This window comes from Bradyrhizobium sp. 33ap4, assembly GCF_032654765.1.
GTDB classification, from domain to species: Bacteria; Pseudomonadota; Alphaproteobacteria; order Rhizobiales; family Xanthobacteraceae; genus Bradyrhizobium; species Bradyrhizobium australafricanum.
This window is the reverse complement of the sequence record NZ_JAUMTJ010000052.1, coordinates 45,901-68,663: the sequence shown is the minus strand read 5'-3', so window position 1 is coordinate 68,663 and position 22,763 is coordinate 45,901. Positions and strand designations below refer to the sequence as shown.

Here is a 22,763-nt window from a genome sequence, read left to right as displayed (position 1 = left end):
GACAGGACGCCTCGTTGCGCTATCCTCTCAGCCGTGCTGCCAGCCGTCGTGCCCTACCGCGCGAGCGGTTTAGTCCTGTGGCCCTAATGCGAAGTCCGGCATGGTTCTGAAATCGTCCGCTTATCAGTGAATACCGGAAGAGGCCCAGAGATCTTCAAAACGATCGCTTTTGGACCATCAACAGAGATTTGCGTTTCCGAGCCGGGTGATTTGTCGCTTTCAATGGCTTAAAAATGAGCGCAAAAACAGGAACGCGCGCCCGCAGTGGACGTTCGAATCCAACGAAGCCACAATCGGAGGGGACGCCATGAAGTTGAGTACCCTCGGCGCAGTTGCGTGCGCGTTGGTTCTGTCGGGCGTGACGGCATCGGCGCAATCGAACTATCCGCCGGCCACCGCTCCCAGCGGGCAGAACTCTGGTGCTGGAATTCCAGGCCAGCCCGGTAATAAGAATGGGCCACCCGCGCAAAAGGGAACAGTTGGTTCGACGGCGACGACCAAACAGGGCGATATCACGACCCAGGAACAGGACTCCGCCCGCATCAAGGGGCTGCCCGGCAACAAGAGCGGAGAGCCGGAGAAGCGGCCACCGCCCCACTAGCGTGGGCCCAGGCGTCCCGGCATGTGGGCGCTGTCGACAACGCGGCGCGGCCAGTTGTGATAGCGGTCCATGTGCACCCGCATGGCCTTGCGAGTCGCGGCAGTGCTTGTTTCATAATTTCCAATGCGCATAAGCCAAAGTATCGCGACGGCACGCTGGCCGTAACCTTGCGCCGCTGCCGGCCGACGTCGACTTCACGCTGGGCGCTAGCTTGCCGATCTCGGGCCTGACTGCATGGCAAGGTCTGTTCCAGCACGGTCGCCTTCGGGCGGGCCAAAGCGTCCTCGCACACGGCGCGGCTGGCGCAGTCGGATCGATGGTGACGCAACTCGCGCAAGGCTGGTGCTTATGTCATCGGCACCGGACGCGCCGCCGACCGTCAGACGGTGCTCGATTTCGGCGCGAAGGAGTTCGTTGACCACTGCGAACGAACATCGGCAACGTCTCGACGCAACGCTCTCCTTGGAGTCCGGTCAGAGGATTCTCCAAGCGCGATACTTGAGCACGCTCTGGCGGCTCTACAGCATGATCGCGCGCGCCGTGACCGTGCTCTTCCTTCTTGGCTTCCTAAAGTTCGGAAGCGTCTGGCTGTTCGCGTAACCCTCGGATGCTCGGCTGAGTCCTCGGGGCGCGACAGCCTCGACCAAATTACGGGCCGCCCGTCCGTGCATCGAGATCATCCACCGCACCTGCCCCCGAACCCGATCGCGCTCGGCCGGCCTTCCTTTGGCTCGCCAGGCTATGTCCTTGATCCTGCCGTCGCCATCACGCCGGAGCGATGAGAGGGCGCTTGTTTGAGCGCGCGGTGAACATCAGCCGGCCTTTTGCCATCCCCAACTCGCGGCTCGAGGGCAGCGACCAATCTCCTCGCCCAGGCCTCAGATTTTGCGCCCCATTCTGCTCTGCCGCTCCTGACCGCACCTCGAGATGACGTGCGCAACCCGCTCACCCGGTCCCGCTTGTTCCCTTTTCCCCGTTGACCCGCCGTTCCGGCGCCGAGACCTGCTGGAGTTCAAGCCCGCCTCGACCAAGCCGACGACAATCGGTTCTTCTCAGGAAACGCCGGGCCTTTTCTCTGCATCGCCTGGAGTGCCATGCACCGTTGCAACGATGGCCTGGTCTAGCGCCGTCGAAGCGACTTCGGCCCCTGCGACGAAGAATTGTCCCCTTGACGCCTGCGGCGGCAATTCCCCGCGGCCGTTCGCTACGCTCACTCCAAAATTCCCCGTCGCGGGCGGGGCGCAGCGCTGCGCTCGCCCGCGGCGGCCTTCTTCACAGGCGCGCCCGAGATGCGGCTGCGCAAGCTGCTGGAAACCTCGCGCGAGGCGCAGAACGCTGTCTCCGAAAAGCTGTCAGGCCAGGTGCTCGGCGCGCTCTATGAGCTGCTACGTGGCCTGCACCGCGCCGCGCCCGGCGAAATCGAGGCGCTCGCCGCCCGTGATCCGCATCATCTCTATGCGGGCCTGCTAACGCTTCTGATGCGGCTGGTGTTCCTGCTCTATGCCGAGGACCGCGACCTCTTGCCGTCCTCGACCGATCTGCATCTGAAGCAGCTGTGGGACACCGGCTATTCGATCAAGACGCTGTATGCGCGGCTGCTGGTCGACGAGGCGCTTAACCCGGACACGATGGATGAGCGCCGCGGCGGCTGGGGTCAGTTGCTTGCGGTGTTCAGGCTGATACATGGTGGGCATCGCGACTGGATCACCGGGCGTGGCGGCAAGCTGTTCGATCCCGACACCTTTCCCTTTCTCGAAGGCCGCGAGGTTGGCAGCGCGCGCAGCGCAGCGACCGTCCTGCAGGTGTCCGACGGCACTATCCTGCGCATCCTGCACGGGCTGATGACCATCGAGGGCAGGGGCCTGTCGGGTGAGAAGATCCGCGAGCGGCTGTCTTATCGCTCGCTAGATGTCGAATCGATCGGCTCGGTCTACGAGACCGTGATGGGTTTTACCGCCGCGCGAGCCACCGAGCGCATGATCGCGCTGCGCGACGAGAAGAAGCTGCCGAATTTCATCGGGCTTGACACCCTTCTGGCCGAGAAGCCGGCCGATCGCCAGAAATGGCTAAAGGAACGCGGCATCAAGCTCTCGGCCAAGCAGGCCACGGGAAAGCACAATTCCTGATATCGGGTCATTGACATCTCGCCGATAGTGCAGCGCAACCATGTGGCCACAGATCAGCTGGCGGGCCTCGCCCGTTGCGATCGTGGCGAGAAGGCGATTTCCTTGAAAGATCCCGGCATACTCGCTGCAAAACGAACGCAGCGTCGCGCGAAACGCCGGATGTCGCCGGATCGCGGCCCGCCGTACTCCGGACATCATCAGACAGCCGCGACAGATCGAGTCGATTGCTTCCGGCCGTCGATGCCAACTACCGCCCCAAGGGTTGCGACGATGCGCTGATGTTCGCGATTAGATTATCTGGTTTTGAGATAATCTGTAAATCGCATTATTTGAACGACCCTCGATTCCGAGCGGTCGGTCATGTCTCGCACACTGCACTCTTCAAGACATCAAGCCTTGAAGATCTTCCTGATCATGAAAAGGAAAAAGGCGGGCCTAACTCAGGCGGAGGTCGCGAAGAAGCTCCGCCGATATCAATCCTTTGTCGCCACAGTTGAAGGAGGACAAAGAAAGATCGACGTCGTTGAGCTTCTTGCTTTTGCCGAAGCTATTGGCTTCGACCCGCGCGAGGCGATCAAGTACCTCCTCAGCGTCAAGCCCGACTAGTGGCCGAAACTCAATATACGACGGACCCGCGATCTTGCCTTTTCAACCTTGCGATCGACAGCAAGTTGTGTGGTTCGACCCCTTGGGGGTCGAAGATTTCGGTCCGAATGGCTATGCAGTTGATCGTGCGACCGTCGGGCAGAAGAAGACCGGGAGACATCAGCTCGACACGACTTCCCCCTGGATGAATAGTGGTTCAGGGCCGCGTTCATGAGCCGTGCGGGGTGGCTCGGCGGAACCACGGGACATGCCCGGCTGCGCAGCGGCGTTGTCTAAATTAAGTGTGTTGGCACTCCGCTTGTGTTGATGAAAGGCTCTTGGGGCGAGGATGGGAGCGGTAGACGCCTTCCTTAGGCCTCGTTACCTTGGTCGGCTTACCTCTCGGAAGCGGAATTAGCGGCGCTCTGGCCCTAGGGCAGCCACGGGCCAACACGGGAAGTAGGCAGCAACCGAATTGGAGTGTTATTAATACTCGGGAAGCCCGGCCTTCCGAAGCGCTTGATGATATTTCTGCCAGCCCGATGCATCACGGGTTCCTCGCGCTATCACTTCGAGAGATATCTTAGGTGTAATTCGTAGGGCGAGTTCAACTTGCTTTGTTGCCCGCACGGTATCGCCCATTTCTGCGAGCGCCGCCGCCATGTAAAGGTGATTATCGAGAGAATTTGGGTTTATGTGAAGGCCTCTTTCTGCAGAGGAAATCGCCCTCGTGAAGTCGCCGGCAACAAAATTGCAAAGCGTCTGAGCTGCGAAGAATTGACAAGCCATGGGATCGCGAGGGCTCAATCGAAACGCAATGTCAACTTGTGCCAATCCCTCATTTGGGCGATCCAAACTTGCATAACCTAAGCTTAGCAAAGCGCGTCCCATGGCGAGATTCGGGTTCAGCTCTATTGCCCGCTCAAGCAGACCGACACCCGACATCACTCGGCCCATAAACCACGATGCGCCGCCCGCGAGAAATAGCGCTGTCGGATCGTCACCTTGCTGCGCAAGTACGGTCTTAATATCGAGCGATGCCTGTCTTGCGTCCTGCTTCCAATCTTCCCCCCATTGCATATAGGCCCGATAACCCAGCCCGAATGCACGAACACCGTAGGATAGAGCGAAATCAGGGGCCATGGCGATTGCTTGGGTCGCAAGCTCGCCGGCTACGGTCACATTCTCCCGTGTAAACGTAATCAGCGCCATCATTCCACGCGCAACAAGCCCCCACGCATCCAGGCTGCTGGCAGAAAGCCGCCGGGATGAACCTGCCTCAGCGGCCAACACCTCTGGGTGGAGAGCGCCGACGATCCCGCTTGTCACGTCATCTTGTACGGCAAACAAATCGGTAAGCTCCCGATCGAAACGGTCCGCCCACAGTTGGTTTTCTGTTCGACCTTCCACGAGTTGGGCGGTAACTCGAATTCGATTTGCAGCTTTCCGTACGCTACCTTCCAGGACATAACGGACATCAAGCTGTGCCGCGATTTCTGAAACGCCCATCGACTTGGATTTATAATCGAACGTTGAGCTCTTTGCGATTACGAGGAAGTCCCGGGTACGGGACAAAAGGGTAATAATGTCTTCGGTCATACCGTCTGCAAAATATTCTTGCTCGGGGTCACCACTCATGTTCTGGAACGGCAGCACTGCGATGGACGGCTTGTCGAGAAGTGCAAGCGCCGGAGCGCGGCCCGCAAGCGAACCAGATTGCGCCTTCAAACCAGTCTGGCCACCAAGTTGAACCCGCCACGCGCGCATTGGTTCGGCGATGTTTTTCAGCACTTGCGGTCCCATATCATCGAAGATGACATCGACTTTGCCGCGGATCTGCCGTTGAGCGTCGTCCGAGATGCAGACCCCGCCCGGCTCTGCAATGCCCTCGAGCCGCGCGGCGATATTGACGCCGTCTCCGAAAATATCATTGTCGTCAATGATAATATCGCCGACATGAATGCCGATGCGGAAATCGATCCTGACATCTTGTGGCACTTCCGCATTCTTAGCAAACATGTTGCGCTGGACTTCAGCCGCGCAACGGGCAGCATCCACCGCGCTGGCAAATTCAACCAGCATGCCGTCACCAGTCGTCTTGACGATGCGACCTCGATGGGAGCCTATAGCTGGGTCAACGATGGCCTTTCTGGCAGCCTTTAGTCGGGCCAGTGTGCCTTCCTCATCCAAACCCATAAGACGGCTGTAACCGGCGACATCCGCCGCCAGAACCGCTGCTAGACGCCTTTCCACCCGTTCGCCGGTCAAATGCTGCTCCATCGTCGACCATTGCCGTCCCACATATCAAAGCACGGCCCTCCGGTACCGGCTAGAGCCGACTTCTGAAATGGGTCACAAGCGGCGACCTCGGCGCTACCCGGCCTGGTCCGCTCTCAATCAGGAGGCCGACATTCATGCGCTCGGGGCAAAGGACAGCAACGGGTCCATGAACCGACATGTCGGGGTCGAATCGACAGCGGTTGTGCAATGATCCCTATACCGCGAATTCGGACAGTGAAGCCTGCGCGCGGCGCTCGAACATGAGGGCTCCCTGGCGCCTAGCGATGTCGGCGGCGGTTGCGAAGGCCGATCGCGCCTCAGTCTTGTTGCCGCGGTCGAGCGCCAGCAAGCACGCACCACGCAGGCGGTAGATTTCGGGCATGTAGATGCCGACGCCAACCTCGTCGACTCCTGCGATTGCGCGGTCGAGATGACCGAGCGCGTCCGCCGCCCGACCAGCGGCAAGCAGCACCTCGGCTGCAAGGCCGAGATAATATTGGGGCAGCGGACCGGCCGCCGTGGCCTTGCCGATCTCGGCATCGATCAGCCGTACGGCATCCGCAGCGGCGGCGCCGGTTGCGGTCGCCCATCCGACCAGGATCAGGCTGCTGGCGCGCCATGGCGGTAGGCCGAATTTGTCGGCCAGCGCGGCCGCGCGATGCGCCGCCGCGTACGTTGCGTCGCGGTCTCCCCCGAGCTGGTAGCCGATGCCGGCGTTGTGTAGCCCGTGCGCAAGACTGTTCGGGTGGTCGAGCATTTCGGCCAGCGCAATGCCTTGCATGAAGTGCGACTTTGCCTGTTGTTCGTCGCCCGATAGCCGCAATGAATTGCCGCACTGGATGTGGGCGCAGACGGCGGGATCGTGGCCACCAAAGGTGTGTGCGAGATGACGATGCTGTGTCATGTCGTAAAGCGCGATGACGTGCCTGCAGCCGTCCAACGCGCCGCCGACATCGCCGCGAAAATAGGCTGTTGAAAACTGGCAATGATAGGCTTCGAGCAACAACTCGCGATCGCCGGACTGCTGCGCGAGCGACACCAGTTCGCCCGCACGGTCGCGCGCCAGCGCGGTCTTGCGCCTGAGGTTGGCGTTGATCCAGAGCCCCCATTTGGCCTGGAAGGAGGCTGAGCCGTCGCCGAGCTGGTCGCCGATCTCGCTGGCCCTGGTATAGGCTGCTTCGGCCTCGGCGCTTTGCAGGCCGTGCGCGACCACCGATGCTGCGCCGAGCTTGAGCCAGAATTCCAACTGCCGGTGCCGGCCGTCTTGCGGCGACATGGTTTCGGCGAGCCTGAGACCCGCCGTGAAATGCGCGATCGCCTCCACGTAGGCCGAGCGGCTAACGGATTGGTTGCCAGCGCGCATGCGATAATCGCAAGCAAGAGAGAACTGTCCCGCCTCACCGAAATGATAGGCCAGCAACTCTGGTTCCTTCGCGGCGACGTCGCCAAAACGCTGCTCCAGCGCCAGAGCGATGCGCCCGTGCCATTCGCGGCGGCGCATCAGCAACAGGCTTTCATAGGCGGCGTCGCGCACCAGCGCGTGCTTGAAGTTGAAGCTCCGCTCGAGGCCACGGTCCTCAGGAAAGACAATTCCCGCGGCAACCAGCTTTGCCAGCATGTCTTCCAGTTCGTCGTTGTCTTTACCGGCTACCGCTTCCAGCAAGGCAAAGGTGAATTGCCGGCCGATCACTGCGGCAATTTGGGCCACCTCGCGGGCCCCGCCTAGACGGTCGAGGCGGGCCATCAGCGAGTCCTTCAGCGTCGCAGGCACCGAATCCTCGCCCGCCGATTCCATCACGCTTCGGGTCAGTTCTTCGACAAACAGCGGCACGCCGTCAGTCTTGGCGATGATCGCGGCAATCGTGTCCGCCGTCAGTCCATGCGCGGCAGCGACGCTCGCGACCACCAGCATGCATTCGGGGCGGCCGAGTCGTCCGAGCGTGATCAGCGTGGCGTGTGGCCTTGACAGCCATGGCGGCGTGAAATCCGGTCGCGCCGACACCACGACAAGGAGCCGCGAGCGGGCGATGCTGTCGGCCAATCGCGTCATCAATTCGATTGTGGTCGCATCGATCCAGTGCGCGTCTTCCAATACGGTCAGCACCGGATCGTTGTCGCTGGTCCGCTTCATGATCTCGACGATCAGCGCCAGCGTTGCGGCCTTGCGCTGCGCCGGCGGCGCGGCGGGAGCTGCCTCAGCCAGCGGGATCGACAACAGCTCGGCCAACAGCGGCAGCGCAGACGGATCGGTGATGTGCCGCGCGCCAAGAAGCGAGCGGAGTTTCTCGGTGCGAGCATCCGATGGATCGCCAGGCGCAAGGCCGGCGACGCGGTTGAGATATTGGATCACCGGGTAGAGGGCGCTGTCGCTGTGATAGGGAGAGCATTGAAGATTGATGCGCGCATGAGCTTCGGCCGCAAGCTCTTGCTGCAGCGCCTCGATCACGCGCGATTTGCCGATTCCGGCTTCGCCCGTCACGGTCACGATCTGACCTTCGCCTTGCTGCGCCAAACGCCAGCGTTCGCGCATCAGGCCCGTTTCGTGCGCTCGACCGACCAGCGGAAGGCGTTTCGCGCGGATCGCAGCAAATCGGCTTTCGACCGAGGCTTCGCCGCACACGCGCCAAGCTGGCACCGGGCGGGAGAAGCCCTTGAGCTCGTGCACGCCGGTATGGGTGAGTTCGAAAAGGCCGCCCAACAATTTTTGGGTGGACTCGCTGATAATGATGCAGTCTGCATCCGCAAGCGCCTGCAGCCTTGCCGCTAGGTTTGGCGTTTCACCGACGATGGTCCGCTCCTGAGCCGAGCCGGTACCGATGATTTCGCCGACCACGACCAGGCCAGTTGCGATGCCAATCCGCGTCTGCACGCGGGCCCCGTCGGGCAATTCAATTGCACTAACTTCCGATAGAATTCCAATGGCGGCGCGAACCGCGCGTTCCGCCGCATCCTCGAAGGCCCGGGGAAAACCGAAATAGGCCAATACGCCATCGCCCATGAACTTCGCGACGAAACCACCGTAACGTCCAATCGCGCCCGCCACCGCGTCTTGGTACCGCCGGATCAGGCCGCCGAGCAGCTCCGGATCGAGCTTCGCCGAGAGCGCCGTAGAGCCGACCATATCGGCGAACATGACCGAAACCTGCCGCCGCTCGGCATCGCCAGAGCCGGACGCCTCAGCCGGAACTTTGCCGGGCGAAGGAGCCTTCTCCTGGCCGGCAATCGGGGCTGCTGCGGTCTTACCCGCCGCGATCGCCTTCAAAAGCCTGCGGCGATTGCCTAGTGAGAGACCCAATTGCGCGAGATCATCGTCATCGAGGTCGGGGAGAATATCGAGGCCGATGTCATTCGCCTCAAACGCATCGGCGTATTGCTCCAGATTGTGCTCACGCAACCAGTCGCGTAGATCGCTCATGCCATTGATTCCCCCCACACCCGGCTCCCCAAAGGTAGATTGGCACATCTACAGGATCTTGGGGTACAAGACTTTGGGTGCGGGATTTCGAGCGACTGAAGGAACGACCCCTCGCCTTGGGTCACGAACGTCCCTCTCTGCAATAGACGGCGCCTGTCGATTTCCGCTATACCGCCGTTGGCTACCGAGGTAGTGTGGCAGTGCACTAGACGCGATGGGCCATGTGCGAACATCGCTCAATCGTCCTCCGTTGGTCCGATTGCCCATTGGTTGTGGCCGCCCCTCACTCCATCACTATAGCGTGGTCGCTGTCTGCCGGTGCTACCGTGGAGCGCAGCGGAGGGGACCCTGGATGCCGACGGAGAGGCTTGCGATGCGCCGTGTGCGCGATGTGATCAGGATGAAGGCGGCTGGGCTATAGAGCACCTATTCTCGAATCAGGTGCTCATCAAAAAATCACAAGTGATTCTGACGACTCAAGTTTTCGGTTGGGCCGGGCCTCAAAAATGTGGGTAATCGTAAGCTTTCTCGGAGCTATCCGCACAGCTCGCTACAGGAGTAATTCCGGCTTTGACGGTCAGGGCGTCAAGCGATGGCTCGAAGGCGATCACGAAGTTCTTCGATGGAGCCAAGCTGCCGGCAAACTTTCCCACCGTTCGCATCAAGCACGAGTTCGGCTCGAAGGTGGCCATCAAGTACGCAAACCTTCAATTCGACGGCCTCTCGGAAGCGAAGACAGCGCTCTTTCAGCTTGGATTGCTGGAGAGACTCGGGATTCTCCCTGGAGGTTTCAGGCAAGGCTCTGTTCGTTCGAAAGGCGACGCCAGGCATCGACGCTACGGCCGCCTTCGAATCGCAGCGCGGGAAAGACCTGGAAGGGCTTCACGCCATCCGGGACCTTACGGCTCGGCTGGAAAACAATGCCGACGGCCTATTGAGGGTCCTGCAGTCGTGCTGTTCTACCATCAGCCGATCGACTTTGACCTTTCGTGCCCAAAGTGAGAGAGTCCGTCGCGCTTTAGCCAAGAAGCCGATTTCGTCGGAACATGAAGCCGGTCGGAGCGAACCTTCTGGCCACCTCGAGCGCGCGGCTTTCGCAACTTTCCAGCGCAATCTTCTGGGAGAGCATGACGTCTCCGATCGGCAGCTCGCCCAACGGCAGGAAACATAGCCCATGTGTCGGGCGGCCCCGTTTGTCGACCTCGCAGACGTTAGTCATGGCGCCCGCGTAGATCCTGTACTGCTTGCCGGTGTCACAGCCGACGGCCTCGAAATACCCCTTTGCCGCGAACTGGCTCCGTTGCGCCGGCGACAGCCACTCCCGCAGGAGCCGCAGCGAGCGGCCCTCCGGAGTTTTTTCGGCGCCGTGTCGTATGAGGAGAGCCCGGATGGCTTTTTTGCGCGAGCGTTGCCCCGGGCGAAACGGCCTGAATCCCAACATGGCGTGGACCGATCACCCGCCGGTCAGCCGGGGGAAGAAGATGGTTTCTTCCGCGTTCGGGTCGAATGACTGGATATGCGTGACCTGACCCGGACCCGTCCGGACCCCTGCGGTGAAGCCAGCATTGGTTAGTTCGTAGAACCGCCGCTCGGCCTTCGCCAACTCACGTGCGTCGTCGGGATTGAAAAGATGACGGCTGTCGCCGGTACGGTCCATTACGATCTGGATTGCCATGATCGTCCTCCTCGGAATGCTGATGGCCAAGGACCTGATCCATTATCCGGCCGATGCCGCGGAGTTTCAAGAGAAGAAGATGTGGTCGCAAAGCTCAACTTGATCAGTCAAAAGGCCTCCGTCGGAGTGATCCGTCGCGGAGTCTATTTGATCAGGCGGGAAAACGAGAAACCGTCACCGCGAGTTGCCGAGCCAGTGCATCGGGCAGGATCACATCGAAAGTCTCACTGAGCTTGCGGTAATACCAAATGTCCCGTCGCGCCCACCTTTGGAGCGGCGCCACAATTCGTCGCCGATGTTGCGATACAATATGAAACGGGTCATAGCGATTCCGGGTTGCCGAACACTGCTGGTGGCGATGCAGACGTAAGGGATATTTATACGCCAGATCGGCGGCCTTCAGGGTTCAGAAGCCTCTCGTCGCCCATCGGACCGCCCAAATCGGGCCGATGCCGGACTTCCGACCTGCCAAAAGAGGTTCTTAGTTCTGGAGCCTTCAGGCGCGAAATGACTTCTGTCGTCTGCATGCGCCTCATTCATTCTGCGGCTTGGCTTTTCAGTTCCGCAAATTTCGCTGCCATTGTGGGATTGCCCCTGGTCAGCTTCTTGATTGTCACGTCCTGCGCCTTGTCGTTCGCAAGGCGCAGATTGCGGTCAGCACCGATCAACGCATCCTTTGTCTTCTGCAGGTGATCGATAGACTTATCAATCTCATTGATTGCCGTCTGGAAGTGCCTGGAGGCGAGATCGTAGTTCTTCGCAAAGCCGTTCTTGAACGCCTCAAGCTGGTTTTCAAACTGTGTGATGTCGATATTCTGCGCCTTTACGAGCGCCAACTCCGTCCTGTACTTCAGTGAGTTGAGAGAAGCATTCCGCAGAAGCGTAATCATGGGAAGAAAGAACTGCGGCCGGATGACGTACATCTTCGGATAGCGGTGGAAGACGTCGACGATGCCCGCGTTGTAGAGTTCGCTGTCAGGTTCGAGCAATGAGACCAGGATGGCATACTCGCAGCCCTTCTCGTTGCGGTCCCGGTCGAGTTCCTTCAGGAAATCTTCATTCTTGCTCTTTGTCGCGGTTTTATCGCTCTCATTCTTCATTTCGAACATGATCGAAATGATCTCGGTGCCGGCCTCGTCGAAATCCCGAAAGACGTAATCGCCCTTGCTGCCGGTCCGCGCGTCGTTGTCTTTCTCGAAGTATGCCCGCGGAAAGGCCATCGACCGCACTCGGTTGAACTCAGTCTCGCAGTGCTGTTCGAGGGTCTCGCCAACCATCTTGGTCGAGAGGCGGGCCTTCATATCCTTGAGGCGATCGATCGCGTCATCACGATCCTTAATTTGCGTCTCGTACTTGTCCTTGAGCGACTGTTCAGCGAGCTGTTTTTCAAGCTGTGCCTGCCTGATGCCGTTTTTGAGCTCATCGCGCTCCTTTTCGATGGCGCCGACCGCTTCGGTCACGGCGAGCTTTTTCTCAAGCTCGACAGCCTGGAGCTTGGCCTTCAGCTCTCGGATTTCTTCTTCCTTGACGGCAGAGACTTTGCGGAGCTCGCTGGTCAAAAGCGCTTCAGCAAGCTCCGAGGCAGCCTTCTTCTCGCGTTCAGCCTGGGCAAGCGCGTTCGCGAGCGTGTCACGCTCTTTTTCCACGGCACTGAGCGCTTCCGTGACAGCGAGCTTCTGAGTAACCTCGCTGGCCTCAAGCTTGGACTTCAGATCCTGGATTTCGGCATCCTTGGCGGCCGCGGTCTTTTGCAGATCGTTGCTAAGCTTGGTCTTGGCCAACTCCACAGCGCTTTGCTTGTCGCGCTCGGCCAATTCCAGGCGCTCGTGCAATTGTTTTTCGAAATCAGCGTCACGGACCTGCTTCAGAATCTCGGCATAGCCGGATTCATCGACCTTGAAAGCCTTGTCACAGTGGGGACAGATGATCTCGTACATGTTTGTCCGAAGGTTTGGGGCAGCTGCTATCATTCAAGGGAGTTTTGGCGCCCGAAAGCGGCCTCTGCTCACCATGAGAACAAAATTAGAACGGGCCCGTTTAGAGGGTCAAGCCAGAAGCGGCGGTTTTGCGCATTTTGCGTTGGCAATCCCCCGCTTTCCGAAGCTCCAACGCTGTCGGTGGCTCCGGTGAGGCGTGGGAGATATGTCCACTTCCCCGCCGCGCCACAGAACGCTAACCGAGTGGCCCTTGCCGATAGCGTACTGACGGACGACGAACTGATACTCGGGCTTGAAGTTCGCCAGCTCCCATTGCTCCAGCATGGCAACCAGGTCTTCCATCTCCCAAAGCTTGTCAGTCACGCCAGCCGCCATCGCAGGCGTCACCTTGAGCGTCTGATGGATACGCACGAAGTTGTAGTACATCGTATGCAGAGCAATCGCTGCGGCGTGGTTCCCGACCTTCTTTGAGAAGGCGTTCGTCAATCGCGTGAAGCGGCGCATGCTGTATTACGCCTTCGATCTTTGTGGCTTGATGGGCAAGACCTGCAGAAGCTGCCGCAGATTGAACGCAAGTCGATGTTGCGGGGGCTGTTTGACGCCTATGAACTCGAACCTCCGGTTCGGTACAGCGAGCATCTTGAGGGCGATGGACAGGAATTGTTCGAGCACGCGAGCAAGCTGAAATATGAAAGCATCGTCTCGAAGAAGGCCGATGCACCTTACCGCTCGGACCGCAATGAAGGTTGGCTGAAGGTCAAAACCTTCCAACGTGAGAACTTTCCGGTGGTCGGGTTCGTCAAAGACCCGACGGGCGTCGTGGCGGCGCTCTATCTCGGCAAGCAGGAAGGCCGGGAGTTGGTCTATATGGGCAAAGTCGGCACCGGATGGTCCCGTACCGTCTCCAGCCAAATTCGCGAGCAACTCGACACGGTCGTTAGTCCGAAGTCGAAGCTGACCAAGCCGGTCAAGAAGCCAAAGGCGACATGGGTTGAGCCGAAGTTCTGCGCGGATGTTGAGTACCGGGATATTACGGCCGAAGGACTGCTCCGACCTAGCTCGTTCAAGGGGCTGTCGAAGCGATAGGAACGCGCATCCGGCAACTTCCTTGTGCCACTTCAGCTTCCGAAGCGAACAGCATTTCATTGAAGCCGGTTGAAAGTCAGCGCAATTTCCAGGATAATTGGCATTTATTGCGAGAAAATGGGGCTGATTATGGCTGAGCTACCATTGCCGGAAACTCAATACGCCCAGAGTGGGGAATTCAATATTGCTTATCAAGTTATGGGGGACGGACCTATCGATGTGGTTTTGGTTCCGGGCATCATCTCGCACATCGAGTATCAGCACGAATTGCCGGGCTACACGCGCTTTCTTAAGCGGCTCGCTAAATTCGCCCGTGTCGTAACCTTTGACAAAAGAGGGCAAGGTCTATCGGATCGCTTGGCGGACGTGCCATCGCTCGAAGAACGGATTGACGATGTTCGCGCTATTATGGACGCGATCAATTCGCGAAAAGCCGCTCTGATTGGTTTTTCAGAGGGAGCAGCTATGAGCACCATGTTCGCAACCGCTTACCCTGATCGCGTCACTCACCTAGTCCTTTTTGGAGGGCTGGCTCGCATTTTCCGACTTGCTGCCGCCAAACCTCAGCCCGGAGGTTATGCAAGAGCGCTTGGCGAACCTAGTGAAACGTTGGGGAAATGGCGATTTTTTGAGAAATGTCTTCGCCAGTGAAGCGAACAATCCCGACGCGATCGCGCGGATAGCCAAGTTCGAAAAGTTTGGTTGCAGTCCGGGCGCATTGAAATCCTATCTCCTTTCAAATAGGCGGATAGACATAACCCCTATCCTTCCCGCCGTTCGCACTCCGACGCTCGTATTACACCGAGCAACTGATGCTCAAGTTCCTGTAAGGCTCGGGCGTCAATTGGCCGATGGCATTCCGGGCGCGAAATACATTGAGTATCCCTCCGGTGATCACGCGTTTTGGACCGGAAGTATTGACCAAGTTGTAAGAGATATCGAAGAATTTCTCATCGGGCACCGCGTCGGTGACGACTACGATTTGGAGCGCGTTCTTGCGACAGTACTGTTCACAGACATCGTTGATTCAACGAACCGCGCTTCACAAGCCGGCGATCATCGTTGGCGCGACCTCCTAGACAGCCATGACGACGTTTCGAGCAGGCTTATTAGCAAGCACCGCGGAAATTTGGTGAAGAGCACGGGCGACGGCGTTCTTGCAACTTTTGACGGTCCTGGTAGAGCCGTGCGGTGCGCTCTGGCACTCAGCGAGGAAGCCGAAAATATCGGCTTGCCTGTTCGAGCGGGTCTTCATTGTGGAGAGGTCGAGATCAGAGGTAACGATATTGGTGGCATCGCCGTGCATGCCGCCGCTCGCGTTATGTCTCAATCATCGAGAAGCGAGGTTCTCGTATCCCGCGTCGTTACCGATCTCGTCGCGGGTACGGACCTAAAGTTTGCTGGGCGTGGATCGTATCAGTTGAAAGGACTTCCGGGAAAATGGGAGCTTTTCGCCGCCAGCAGATGACGGAACCCGCGCGAAGTGCAGACCAGCACAGAAATATGGCCATCGCAGCCCATGCTCATCTCGCGAGGGGGCGGGCATTCTCAAAAGCGAAGGCCCCGGCGCTTTCACGCCGGAGCCCATCTGAGATCATGAGGCACGAGTACATCCGTCGCGGCCCTCCGATCAACTAGGGCTGATTTACTATCCGATCTTGCGCAAGATGTGACACCGGCGCGGCATTGAGATGATCAAGTTCAGCGCGAAACCGGCTCGCCGCCATTTCGCGTTTGCGCCAATCAGCCCGCCGCCGATGCTCAACCGCCAACGCTTTGCGCGCGGCCACGTCCCGGAAATCTCATCGATCTCGGCGCCGCATAAAGGTCATTCTGCCTTTTAAAGCACTTTAGCATGAACCTGGACCACGCCACGATCCGTAATGCCCAAGCTGCGCGCAGCGCCAAGTGAAAGGTCGAGGACGCGACCGCGAACCCTTGGTCCGCGGTCGGTGATACGAACCACCACAGATTTTCTGCTCGTAAGATCAGTGACGTGAACTCTGGTGCCGAACGGCAGGCTGCGATGCGCTGCTGTCAGCGCATCCCGATTGAACGGAGAACCACTGGCTGTCTTTCCTTTCGTGTATGAGTAGAACGAGGCTTTTCCGGAAAGCACTCGATTGAAAGATCGAGTCCCCGAGCGAACTCCCGTCTCACTTGTCGGCTCTTGTCCGCTCGGTGGTTGCAGTTGTGGCTCATCCTTCTTTGTCTGGTCAGGTCTCTCAGGAGCGGGCTCTGCATGAGCCTTTGGAATGACGGACCACCTGTCGTCGAAGGACTGCGCGACAGCAGGGGGCGCCTGAATTGCGATCAACGTCGGGACTGTTGCAATCGCGATCATTCCAGAAAGCGGACGCATGATCGGCCTCACTCAATATTTAAAACAACAACAGATCAATGCAAACTTATGAAGTGTGTTCCTGCACACGCAGAGGGTCACGGGCCGGAAAGTGAGTGCATACCGATATTTCCGAATTGTGACGCACTGCAGCACGCATTTATCCGCCGCAGCGCATCACGTTGAGCGGCCTGACAGGGCTGGCGTCTCTGGCGACGCGGGCACCAAGAGCCGTCATCGGCGCGCCAATGAGGACGCCCCGATTGCTGCACTTGATCTAGTGCACTTCCTGGCAAGGCTACGGCACACATGCGGCTCGAAAGCGTTTGGCCGCCTCCTCGCGCTTACGCCAGTCGGCCCGACGCCGACGCTCAACCGCCAGCGCCTTCTGCGCCTCCACATCCCGAATGATCTGATCGATCTCCGCGCCATCCAGCGTCCGCTTGATGCGCAGAACCACAGACAACGCCATCACGACATCGCCGTATGGCATTAGCAAATCAAACATAACCGCGAGCGTTCGGCCAAGTTGGCTGACCGACCGCAAAACAGCCACAACGCTAAAGCGGACATCGGCCCGGCTGGGCATCCCATACGATCCGTCGTACAATAGCATTGAGGTTGGATCGCGGGGCCATGGTGCAAGAGAGGCCAGGTCGGATAGAGCGCAGGCTGTCGGCCATAATGGCCGCCGATGTCGCCGGTTATTCGCGGCTCATGCACAGCAACGAAGAGGCGACGCATGCAAAATTGGCGAGTCTTCTTGCCGACGGCGTCGCGCCTGCGATCTCAGAGCACGGTGGCCGTATTGTGAAGAATACCGGCGACGGGTTCTTGGCAGAGTTTCCGAGCGCGGTCGAAGCGGTTCGAGCCGCATTGCGGTTTCAATCCCGCATCCACGAACTTACGGCTGCCGATCCGGAAGAAGGCCGTATCGCCTTCCGCGTGGGCGTCAATATCGGCGACGTAATCGTCGAGCCCCACGACATATTCGGAGACGGCGTCAATATTGCTGCGCGCCTTGAAAGCATCTCAGAGCCGGGCGGCATTTGCATCTCGTCTTCCGCCTATGATCAGGTCCGAGGAAAAGTCCGCGTTGAATTCATCGACCTCGGTGAGCAAAACCTCAAAAACATTGCCCGACCGGTCCGAGCGTACGCAGCCGTTCTGGATGCGCGCAGTTCGAAGGCGCGGGGTGACGCGATCAGATCGCGTTCTTTATCGCCACCGCGCCTTTCAATCATTGTACTGCCTTTCGCCAATCTTAGCGGCGATCCGGAGCAGGACTATTTCGCGGACGGCGTAACCGAGAACCTAACCACCGATCTATCGCGCATTGGCGGATCGTTCGTTATCGGCCGACACACAGCATTCACCTACAAGAATAAAGCACTCGATCTCAGGAAGATTGGCCGCGAGTTGAAAGTCCGGTACGTCCTCGAAGGCTCCGTGCAACGTAGCGGTAGCCGCGTTCGCGTAAACGTACAGCTAGTTGATGCTGAAACGAGCAATCATCTGTGGGCTGACCGCTTCGACAAGTCTGTAGCCGATTTGTTCGACATGCAGGACGAGATCGTATCAAGGCTCGCGAACGCAATAAGCGCACAACTCGTTGTGGCGGAGGCACGGCGGGCGGAGCGCTCGCCGCATCCGGATGCAACGGATCTAATCTTTCAGGGCCGCGCTTGCTTTTACAAAGGGCCGACGCCCAAGCGTATGGCACAGGCGCGCGACCTTTTCGAGCGTGCGCTAGCGATTAACCAGCGAAGTGTGGGAGCACTGCTTGGCTTGGCAAGCGTTGATCTAGCTGCTGGAGCCGCCCTACTAACTGACGACAGAGCCACGCGCCTACTGGCAGCCGAAGCATCTGCAATTAAGGCGCTTGCACTGGCGCCCGAATATGCGGAAGCGCATTTAGCATTAGGTTTGGCTTATGTTCTCACAAATCGCGCACTCCCTGGCATTGCCGAATGTCAGCAAGCGCTGCTGCTCAACCGTAATCTGGCTGATGCTCATACGGCTATAGGTCTGGGCAAGCTGTTTTCCGGGCAAGCTGGCGACACAGAAGGCCATATACTGGAAGCGCTTCGGCTGTCGCCGCGTGACCTGAGCGTGTATTGGTGGACCTATTGCGTAGGTAGAGCCAAAGTGCAACTCAGCGCAGATGCTGAAGCCGCAACCTGGCTTCGACGAAGCATCGAAAGCAATCGGAACTTTCCCCTCGCCCATTTTGTGTTGGCCGCCGCTTTCGCGTTGATGGACGTTAAAGCTGAGGCGCAGAGCGCCGCAAAAGCCGGCCTTGCAATCGATCCCAGCTTTACCATCCGGCGCATGCTCGCGGGCTCATCGAGCGATGATCCCGCATACATCGCGGGGCGGGAACGACTACTCAAAGGTATGCGGCTGGCCGGTGTTCCTGAGGGCTAATGAGATATAAAAGGCCCCGCGCTTTACGCACGGGGCCTTTCGAGACCATCAGGCGCAGGTACGTCCGCCACGCCCTTCGATCAAGCCTATCGCTGACTAAACCACCCGATCATAAGCCGGCCGGGACAGCGACAGGGCACTAGTGCGTTCACATTCCGCGCGAAATCAACTAGCCGCCAGCTCACGCTCACGCCAGTTAGCCCGCTGCAGACGCTCAACCGCCAGCGCCTTCTGTGCCTCCATATCCCGGATGATCTGATCGATCTCCGCGCCATCCAGCGTCCGCTTGATTCGGCATGGAGCAAAATCGACGTTCTTGACCCGAAGCAGTCCTCACGTTTTGCGATGCGGCGCTCACCCGTGCTAAGCTTTAGAGCTATCAAAAAGGGCAGAGTAAGAAGGGGTCGCATCATGCGCAAAGTACATACTCTTGCTTTCGTCGTTGCATGGTTTCTTGCGGCCCAGCCGTGCTTTGCCGATGACCGCGAGAAAGTGGTCGGCATCTGGAAGCTAATGTCCCAAGAGATCGAAATTCAGGCCACCGGGGGAGAAAGAACCCGTCATGGGGAATTCCCCAACGGGATCGGCCAAGGCGTGATCGTGGTGGTGCTGTCGCTGTTGCTGTTTGCGCCGCGGCGCGGACAAACCCCGGAGGCCTCGACCAGCAAGTTCGTCCAGCTAGGTCGCATTCAATACAAACCGCTGCAGGTACTTAGAGAGCCGACGTTTTAGGTCATGTATGTGATGTTTGTGCTAATGGCGGCGGGCGGGTTGATGGCAACGGCACAACTCAAGCCTATTGCCAAGGACATTCAGCTCGACACCGCCAGTCTCATTAATCGGCATCACACTCCCGGCGCTGACGTTTGCGCTGACGATCGATCGCGTTCTCAACGGCCTTACACGAGCCAATCGCAGAGCCCTTGCGTCCAGGCGGCCTTGGCGTAAGTGAAGCTAGAGGCGCCCATCACCGCGACGAAGATTTGCGCCGGCCGGGTCTCGCCCGAAAGCCGATCGACGATCACCGGCACGGTGTCGCCGGCGTAAGGGGCTGGTCGGCACGCTGCTGCGCAACATCTATGAGGTGCGCGGCGAGCAGGAATATTTCGATCAAGAGGCGAAGCTGACGAAGGACATGCTCGACCTCTCCAGGCAGATCGTGAACAAGGCGGTCCGGTTCGAGCCGGAGAAGTTCGAGAACCACTACGAGACCGCTTTGATCGACCTCATCAACTAGAGCGCGCCGGCAAGCCGATCACGCAACGTCGTGGACCTGATGGAAGCGCTACTACGAAGCGTCTGCCAGGGGGCCTCGTCGGCGAAGGCGGGCAAGCCCGCCAAGAAGCCGCGCAAGGCAACCAGCGGCCAGAAAGAGATGCTGATGCCGATCGAAGGAGCCGGCGAAGGAAGCTCGAAGAAGCCTGCGGCCAGACCGGACAGGAAGTCGGCCTAGCTAGCGTGTATTAAGGGCGCTGATGCAGTGCGACGATCGTCGGCACGTCGGTCGTCGGGGTGGGCGTGAAAGTCGCCTTTATGGGCTCGACCGCTGCTCGGCCGCGGACCACCTGAATTCGCATTGACGCCGGCGAGTCCCGAGCGTTGAATGGGTCTTTGAACTGCGGCCGGAGGAGTAGCGGCGTTTGTCGCCCTCAAACGCTCGGGCAGCCGCTCCTGATCTTTGCCTTCGGAAACAACAGTCTGGCTTCACCGACGCGCGCGGGGGCGAGAGCCATGAGATTTTCGACTGCGCTTTTGGTGTTTTCGTTCGCTTCGCTCGCTGCGGCAGGAGCGCGTGCGCAAAGCCAGGACGGCCCACCGGCATGGGCCTATCCAGTGAACCCTCCCAATTTTCAGCGCGCGCCTGACGATGGCACGATCAGGCGGGTTCCGGACAGCGCCGCCGGTTTTACGCTCACGCAAGTGCGCGATCTGTTCGCCGCGCCCGACTGGCATCCAGACGATCATCCGCCAATGCCTGAAATCGTCGCAACGGGGAGAAAGCCAGATGTGTTCGCGTGCGGAGTCTGTCACCGGGCAGACGGACCCGGCGGTCCAGAGAATGCCAGTCTGTTTGGCCTTTCCGCGGAATACATCATTCAGCAGACGGCGGAATTCAAGGCGGGTCTGCGCACGAACTCGGTGCCTCGGGTCGCCACCGATCTGATGATCAAGTTGTCTAAAGCGGTGACCGATCAGGAGCTCAGAGAGGCTGGGGCCTACTTTGCATCGATCAAGCCGAGAGCGAACATTGCGGTCGTAGAGACCGACGCCGTGCCGAAAACGCATGTCAGAGACTTGTTCTTGGCTTCGGTGGATGGCACCGAGAAAGAGCCCATCGGTCAGCGCATCATAGAGATCCCAGAAAACGTCGAACACTTTGTCAGCCGGGACTCGCTCGCTCGTTTCATCGCCTACGTCCCGGTCGGCAGCGTTCAGAAAGGGCGGGCTCTGGCAACCAACAGCGATCTGCGCGTCCAGTGCGCGGCCTGTCACGGCGCTGACCTCAAAGGGACCGTTGCCGCGCCTGGGATTGCGGCGCGTTCGCCGACTTACATGTTCCGGCAACTCTATGACTTGAGATCCGGCGCGCGGAAGGGCGCCAAGAGCGAACTTATGAAACCGGTTGTTGAAAATCTCAGCATCGGGGACATGATCGCACTAGCCGCCTATTCGGCGTCGCTCATGCCCTAATGCTCGGTGTGCGGGCTGTCAGACGCTAGTGCGTTCGGCACCCCAACGTCTCCGCCGTGGTTGGAGAGCGTTTTCGCATGATGCCTTTCGGCAGCGAAGGCGGCGCAAGGGGAGGACTTGATCATGTTAACTTGCCAGTGCAACGCAATTCATCGTCGCGATGTGGTGTGTGGCGGCGGCGCTGCCCTGTTCAGCGCCCTTGTGGCGGCGTTGATCGGTAGCACGAAGCCAGTGCGCGCAGAGACGATAACCGGCAAGGTTCCGGAGATTGATAGCGTCGCAGTGCGCGTGGTCGTCGACAGCTATCAATTTGCCGTGGCGCCGAGCCGGAAGCTTCCCGATGTCGAGATCGAGCACTTCGGCTGGGGCATCGGGGCGGGCAAGCCGCCCGGCAAGACGCTGATCAGCGAGTTCGGCCTGTCGATGCACGTCGAGACCCGGCGCGGCACCGAGACGCGAAATGTCCTGATGGATTTTGGCTTCACACCGGACGCGCTGGTCAACAACGCCAACCTCGTTGGCATCGATCCGGCCGAGTTCAACGCCCTTGTCTTGAGCCACGGTCACTACGATCATTTTGGCGGTCTCGCCGGCTTCCTGAAGCAAAACAGCGGCAAGCTCAAAGCCGGGCTACCGATTTACATCGGCGGCGAGGAGGCATTCTGCTCGCGTGAATGGACGGCGCCGCCGGTGCGCGGCGACTTCGGAGCCCTGGATCGCAAAGCGCTGGAGGCGGCCAATTTGGCGGTGGCCTATGCAGACGGACCGGCACTGGTTGCCGATCACGGCTTCACCACGGGGCACATCGGCCAGACGAGCTTTGAGAAGCTGCTGTCCCCCAGCGCCATGAAGATCGGCGTGGACCACGGCATTGGATGCTATGCCGACCAGCTTCCGGAGGACGAACGGACGAAAGCGGTCATCCCGGACCAGTTCCGGCATGAGATCGCCATCGCGTTCAATCTAATAGGCCGCGGGTTGATCGTGTTGACCTCCTGCAGCCATCGCGGGGTGATCAACGCAATCAAACAGGCTCAAGCGGCTTCGGCCGTCAACAAGGTTCATGCGGTGATCGGCGGCTTCCACCTCGCGCCCTATAAGGAAGTCTATGTGCGCGACACGATCGCAGCGCTCAAGGGTATGGACATCGACTACGTCATTCCACTGCACTGCACTGGCGAGCCGTTCTATGAGATAGCCAAGGCCGAGATTCCGAACAAGCTTCTGCGCTCCTACACGGGTACACGCTTCATCTTTGCTGCTTGAGCGAGTACTCCAGATGGAGTTGACGGGAATGGACGACGACGATCTGCAAGCCCGCGCTGAGCAAGCCCTTGTCGTGGCGACCCTGAGCACCGCAACCCTCATTGCGTGTGTCGGGTTGTTAGTGTCTACGTTGCAGTGATTGGCAAGTCCTTTTGAGACTGCCAGCGCCGGGCCATCATCGCGGCGTCGGAGATCACTAGGCGGCGGTTGAGGAAGTGTGCGAGAATATTTCCGTGTACGAAACCGGCGAAAGAGCGCACGTTGCCTCCAAGATCCTCGAAGCCGCCGCAAGCGGATAGCTCTCGATAGATGATTTGAAGGCAGCGGGTCACA

General features: G+C 59.3%; 19 protein-coding genes and 4 pseudogenes. 14 read left to right on the top strand and 9 right to left on the bottom strand.

Annotated features, from left to right (window positions below; all coding sequences use genetic code 11):
* Window positions 1-169: 169 nt before the first annotated feature.
* From Q2M23_RS32305 to Q2M23_RS32290, 4 genes and pseudogenes are all read left to right on the top strand, one after another.
* Window positions 170-601, top strand: a complete 432-nt coding sequence (locus Q2M23_RS32305) for a hypothetical protein (protein ID WP_316398210.1) — start codon at window positions 170-172, stop codon at window positions 599-601.
* 160 nt (window positions 602-761) lie between these two features.
* Window positions 762-1,020 (top strand): annotated as a pseudogene (locus tag Q2M23_RS32300) (NADP-dependent oxidoreductase); the annotation flags it as partial.
* An 870-nt stretch (window positions 1,021-1,890) separates the two neighbouring features.
* Window positions 1,891-2,727 carry a hypothetical protein gene (locus tag Q2M23_RS32295; protein ID WP_316398209.1) on the top strand — a complete coding sequence of 279 codons (837 nt, stop codon included), beginning with the start codon at window positions 1,891-1,893 and terminating at the stop codon, window positions 2,725-2,727.
* A gap of 396 nt (window positions 2,728-3,123) precedes the next feature.
* The gene (locus tag Q2M23_RS32290; protein WP_316398208.1) at window positions 3,124-3,333 is read left to right on the top strand and encodes a helix-turn-helix transcriptional regulator; all 210 of its coding nucleotides are present in this window, start codon (window positions 3,124-3,126) and stop codon (window positions 3,331-3,333) included.
* A gap of 465 nt (window positions 3,334-3,798) precedes the next feature.
* Here Q2M23_RS32290 and Q2M23_RS32285 read toward each other — a convergent pair whose 3' ends face one another.
* The 6 genes and pseudogenes from Q2M23_RS32285 to Q2M23_RS32260 all read right to left on the bottom strand — a co-directional run.
* Complete coding sequence (locus Q2M23_RS32285) at window positions 3,799-5,580, bottom strand: adenylate/guanylate cyclase domain-containing protein (protein ID WP_316398207.1); 1,782 nt, start codon at window positions 5,578-5,580, stop codon at window positions 3,799-3,801.
* A gap of 226 nt (window positions 5,581-5,806) precedes the next feature.
* Window positions 5,807-9,007: an adenylate/guanylate cyclase domain-containing protein gene (locus tag Q2M23_RS32280; RefSeq protein ID WP_316398206.1), complete on the bottom strand. Its 3,201-nt coding sequence runs from the start codon at window positions 9,005-9,007 to the stop codon at window positions 5,807-5,809.
* A 1,018-nt stretch (window positions 9,008-10,025) separates the two neighbouring features.
* Window positions 10,026-10,448, bottom strand: a complete 423-nt coding sequence (locus Q2M23_RS32275) for a hypothetical protein (protein WP_316398205.1) — start codon at window positions 10,446-10,448, stop codon at window positions 10,026-10,028.
* A 12-nt stretch (window positions 10,449-10,460) separates the two neighbouring features.
* On the bottom strand, window positions 10,461-10,682 hold the full coding sequence (locus tag Q2M23_RS32270) for a hypothetical protein (RefSeq protein WP_316398204.1): 222 nt from the start codon (window positions 10,680-10,682) through the stop codon (window positions 10,461-10,463).
* 536 nt (window positions 10,683-11,218) lie between these two features.
* The gene (locus tag Q2M23_RS32265) at window positions 11,219-12,619 is read right to left on the bottom strand and encodes a DUF2130 domain-containing protein (RefSeq protein ID WP_316398203.1); all 1,401 of its coding nucleotides are present in this window, start codon (window positions 12,617-12,619) and stop codon (window positions 11,219-11,221) included.
* Window positions 12,620-12,727: 108 nt separating this feature from the next.
* Window positions 12,728-13,123 (bottom strand): annotated as a pseudogene (locus tag Q2M23_RS32260) (hypothetical protein); the annotation flags it as partial.
* 21 nt (window positions 13,124-13,144) lie between these two features.
* Here Q2M23_RS32260 and Q2M23_RS32255 point away from each other — a divergent pair.
* The 4 genes from Q2M23_RS32255 to Q2M23_RS32240 all read left to right on the top strand — a co-directional run bounded on the left by Q2M23_RS32255 (window position 13,145) and on the right by Q2M23_RS32240 (window position 15,549).
* The gene (locus tag Q2M23_RS32255; protein ID WP_316398202.1) at window positions 13,145-13,705 is read left to right on the top strand and encodes a hypothetical protein; all 561 of its coding nucleotides are present in this window, start codon (window positions 13,145-13,147) and stop codon (window positions 13,703-13,705) included.
* 69 nt (window positions 13,706-13,774) lie between these two features.
* Entirely contained in the window at window positions 13,775-14,356 is a 582-nt protein-coding gene (locus Q2M23_RS32250) for an alpha/beta hydrolase (protein ID WP_316398201.1), read from the top strand.
* Window positions 14,307-15,173, top strand: coding sequence for an adenylate/guanylate cyclase domain-containing protein (locus tag Q2M23_RS32245; protein ID WP_316398200.1), 867 nt, complete (start codon window positions 14,307-14,309; stop codon window positions 15,171-15,173). The genes Q2M23_RS32250 and Q2M23_RS32245 overlap by 50 nt, the downstream gene beginning before the upstream one ends.
* Before the next feature lie 223 nt (window positions 15,174-15,396).
* Complete coding sequence (locus Q2M23_RS32240; RefSeq protein WP_316398214.1) at window positions 15,397-15,549, top strand: hypothetical protein; 153 nt, start codon at window positions 15,397-15,399, stop codon at window positions 15,547-15,549.
* Here the strand turns inward: Q2M23_RS32240 and Q2M23_RS44165 are convergent.
* Together Q2M23_RS44165 and Q2M23_RS32230 are read right to left on the bottom strand one after the other, a co-directional pair.
* Entirely contained in the window at window positions 15,546-16,049 is a 504-nt protein-coding gene (locus Q2M23_RS44165) for a septal ring lytic transglycosylase RlpA family protein (protein ID WP_410469799.1), read from the bottom strand. The two genes, Q2M23_RS32240 and Q2M23_RS44165, sit on opposite strands and share 4 nt — an antisense overlap.
* Window positions 16,050-16,344: 295 nt before the next feature.
* On the bottom strand, window positions 16,345-16,635 hold the full coding sequence (locus Q2M23_RS32230; RefSeq protein ID WP_316398199.1) for a hypothetical protein: 291 nt from the start codon (window positions 16,633-16,635) through the stop codon (window positions 16,345-16,347).
* Between the two features lie 47 nt (window positions 16,636-16,682).
* On the opposite strand from Q2M23_RS32230, the gene Q2M23_RS32225 reads away from it, so the two are divergent.
* The 3 genes and pseudogenes from Q2M23_RS32225 to Q2M23_RS44155 all read left to right on the top strand — a co-directional run.
* Complete coding sequence (locus Q2M23_RS32225) at window positions 16,683-18,473, top strand: adenylate/guanylate cyclase domain-containing protein (protein ID WP_316398198.1); 1,791 nt, start codon at window positions 16,683-16,685, stop codon at window positions 18,471-18,473.
* 411 nt (window positions 18,474-18,884) lie between these two features.
* On the top strand, window positions 18,885-19,205 hold the full coding sequence (locus tag Q2M23_RS44160; protein WP_410469800.1) for a hypothetical protein: 321 nt from the start codon (window positions 18,885-18,887) through the stop codon (window positions 19,203-19,205).
* A pseudogene (locus Q2M23_RS44155) lies at window positions 19,188-19,380 on the top strand (oxalate/formate MFS antiporter); the annotation flags it as partial. The gene Q2M23_RS44160 and the pseudogene Q2M23_RS44155, both read left to right, overlap by 18 nt.
* Here Q2M23_RS44155 and Q2M23_RS32215 read toward each other — a convergent pair.
* Window positions 19,373-19,504: a hypothetical protein gene (locus tag Q2M23_RS32215; RefSeq protein ID WP_316398213.1), complete on the bottom strand. Its 132-nt coding sequence runs from the start codon at window positions 19,502-19,504 to the stop codon at window positions 19,373-19,375. The pseudogene Q2M23_RS44155 and the gene Q2M23_RS32215 sit on opposite strands and share 8 nt — an antisense overlap.
* Window positions 19,505-19,518: 14 nt before the next feature.
* Here Q2M23_RS32215 and Q2M23_RS32210 point away from each other — a divergent pair.
* The 3 genes and pseudogenes from Q2M23_RS32210 to Q2M23_RS32200 all read left to right on the top strand — a co-directional run.
* Window positions 19,519-19,926: pseudogene (locus tag Q2M23_RS32210) on the top strand (Ku protein); the annotation flags it as partial.
* Window positions 19,927-20,204: 278 nt separating this feature from the next.
* Window positions 20,205-21,164, top strand: a complete 960-nt coding sequence (locus Q2M23_RS32205; RefSeq protein WP_316398197.1) for a c-type cytochrome — start codon at window positions 20,205-20,207, stop codon at window positions 21,162-21,164.
* Window positions 21,165-21,287: 123 nt separating this feature from the next.
* A complete protein-coding gene (locus Q2M23_RS32200) occupies window positions 21,288-22,430 on the top strand; it encodes an MBL fold metallo-hydrolase (protein ID WP_316398212.1) in 1,143 nt (380 codons plus the stop codon).
* Window positions 22,431-22,763 lie beyond the last annotated feature (333 nt).

Bases quoted from the DNA above. Each gene is read 5' to 3' on its own strand.
- Q2M23_RS32295 (WP_316398209.1), top strand. From the start codon at position 1,891: ATGCGGCTGCGCAAGCTGCTGGAAACCTCGCGCGAGGCGCAGAACGCT.
- Q2M23_RS32280 (WP_316398206.1), bottom strand. From the start codon at position 9,007: ATGAGCGATCTACGCGACTGGTTGCGTGAGCACAATCTGGAGCAATAC.
- Q2M23_RS32275 (WP_316398205.1), bottom strand. From the start codon at position 10,448: ATGTTGGGATTCAGGCCGTTTCGCCCGGGGCAACGCTCGCGCAAAAAA.
- Q2M23_RS32270 (WP_316398204.1), bottom strand. From the start codon at position 10,682: ATGGCAATCCAGATCGTAATGGACCGTACCGGCGACAGCCGTCATCTT.
- Q2M23_RS32265 (WP_316398203.1), bottom strand. From the start codon at position 12,619: ATGTACGAGATCATCTGTCCCCACTGTGACAAGGCTTTCAAGGTCGAT.
- Q2M23_RS32240 (WP_316398214.1), top strand. From the start codon at position 15,397: ATGATCAAGTTCAGCGCGAAACCGGCTCGCCGCCATTTCGCGTTTGCG.
- Q2M23_RS44165 (WP_410469799.1), bottom strand. From the start codon at position 16,049: ATGATCGCGATTGCAACAGTCCCGACGTTGATCGCAATTCAGGCGCCC.
- Q2M23_RS32230 (WP_316398199.1), bottom strand. From the start codon at position 16,635: ATGCCCAGCCGGGCCGATGTCCGCTTTAGCGTTGTGGCTGTTTTGCGG.
- Q2M23_RS32225 (WP_316398198.1), top strand. From the start codon at position 16,683: ATGGTGCAAGAGAGGCCAGGTCGGATAGAGCGCAGGCTGTCGGCCATA.
- Q2M23_RS44160 (WP_410469800.1), top strand. From the start codon at position 18,885: ATGCGCAAAGTACATACTCTTGCTTTCGTCGTTGCATGGTTTCTTGCG.
- Q2M23_RS32205 (WP_316398197.1), top strand. From the start codon at position 20,205: ATGAGATTTTCGACTGCGCTTTTGGTGTTTTCGTTCGCTTCGCTCGCT.
- Q2M23_RS32200 (WP_316398212.1), top strand. From the start codon at position 21,288: ATGTTAACTTGCCAGTGCAACGCAATTCATCGTCGCGATGTGGTGTGT.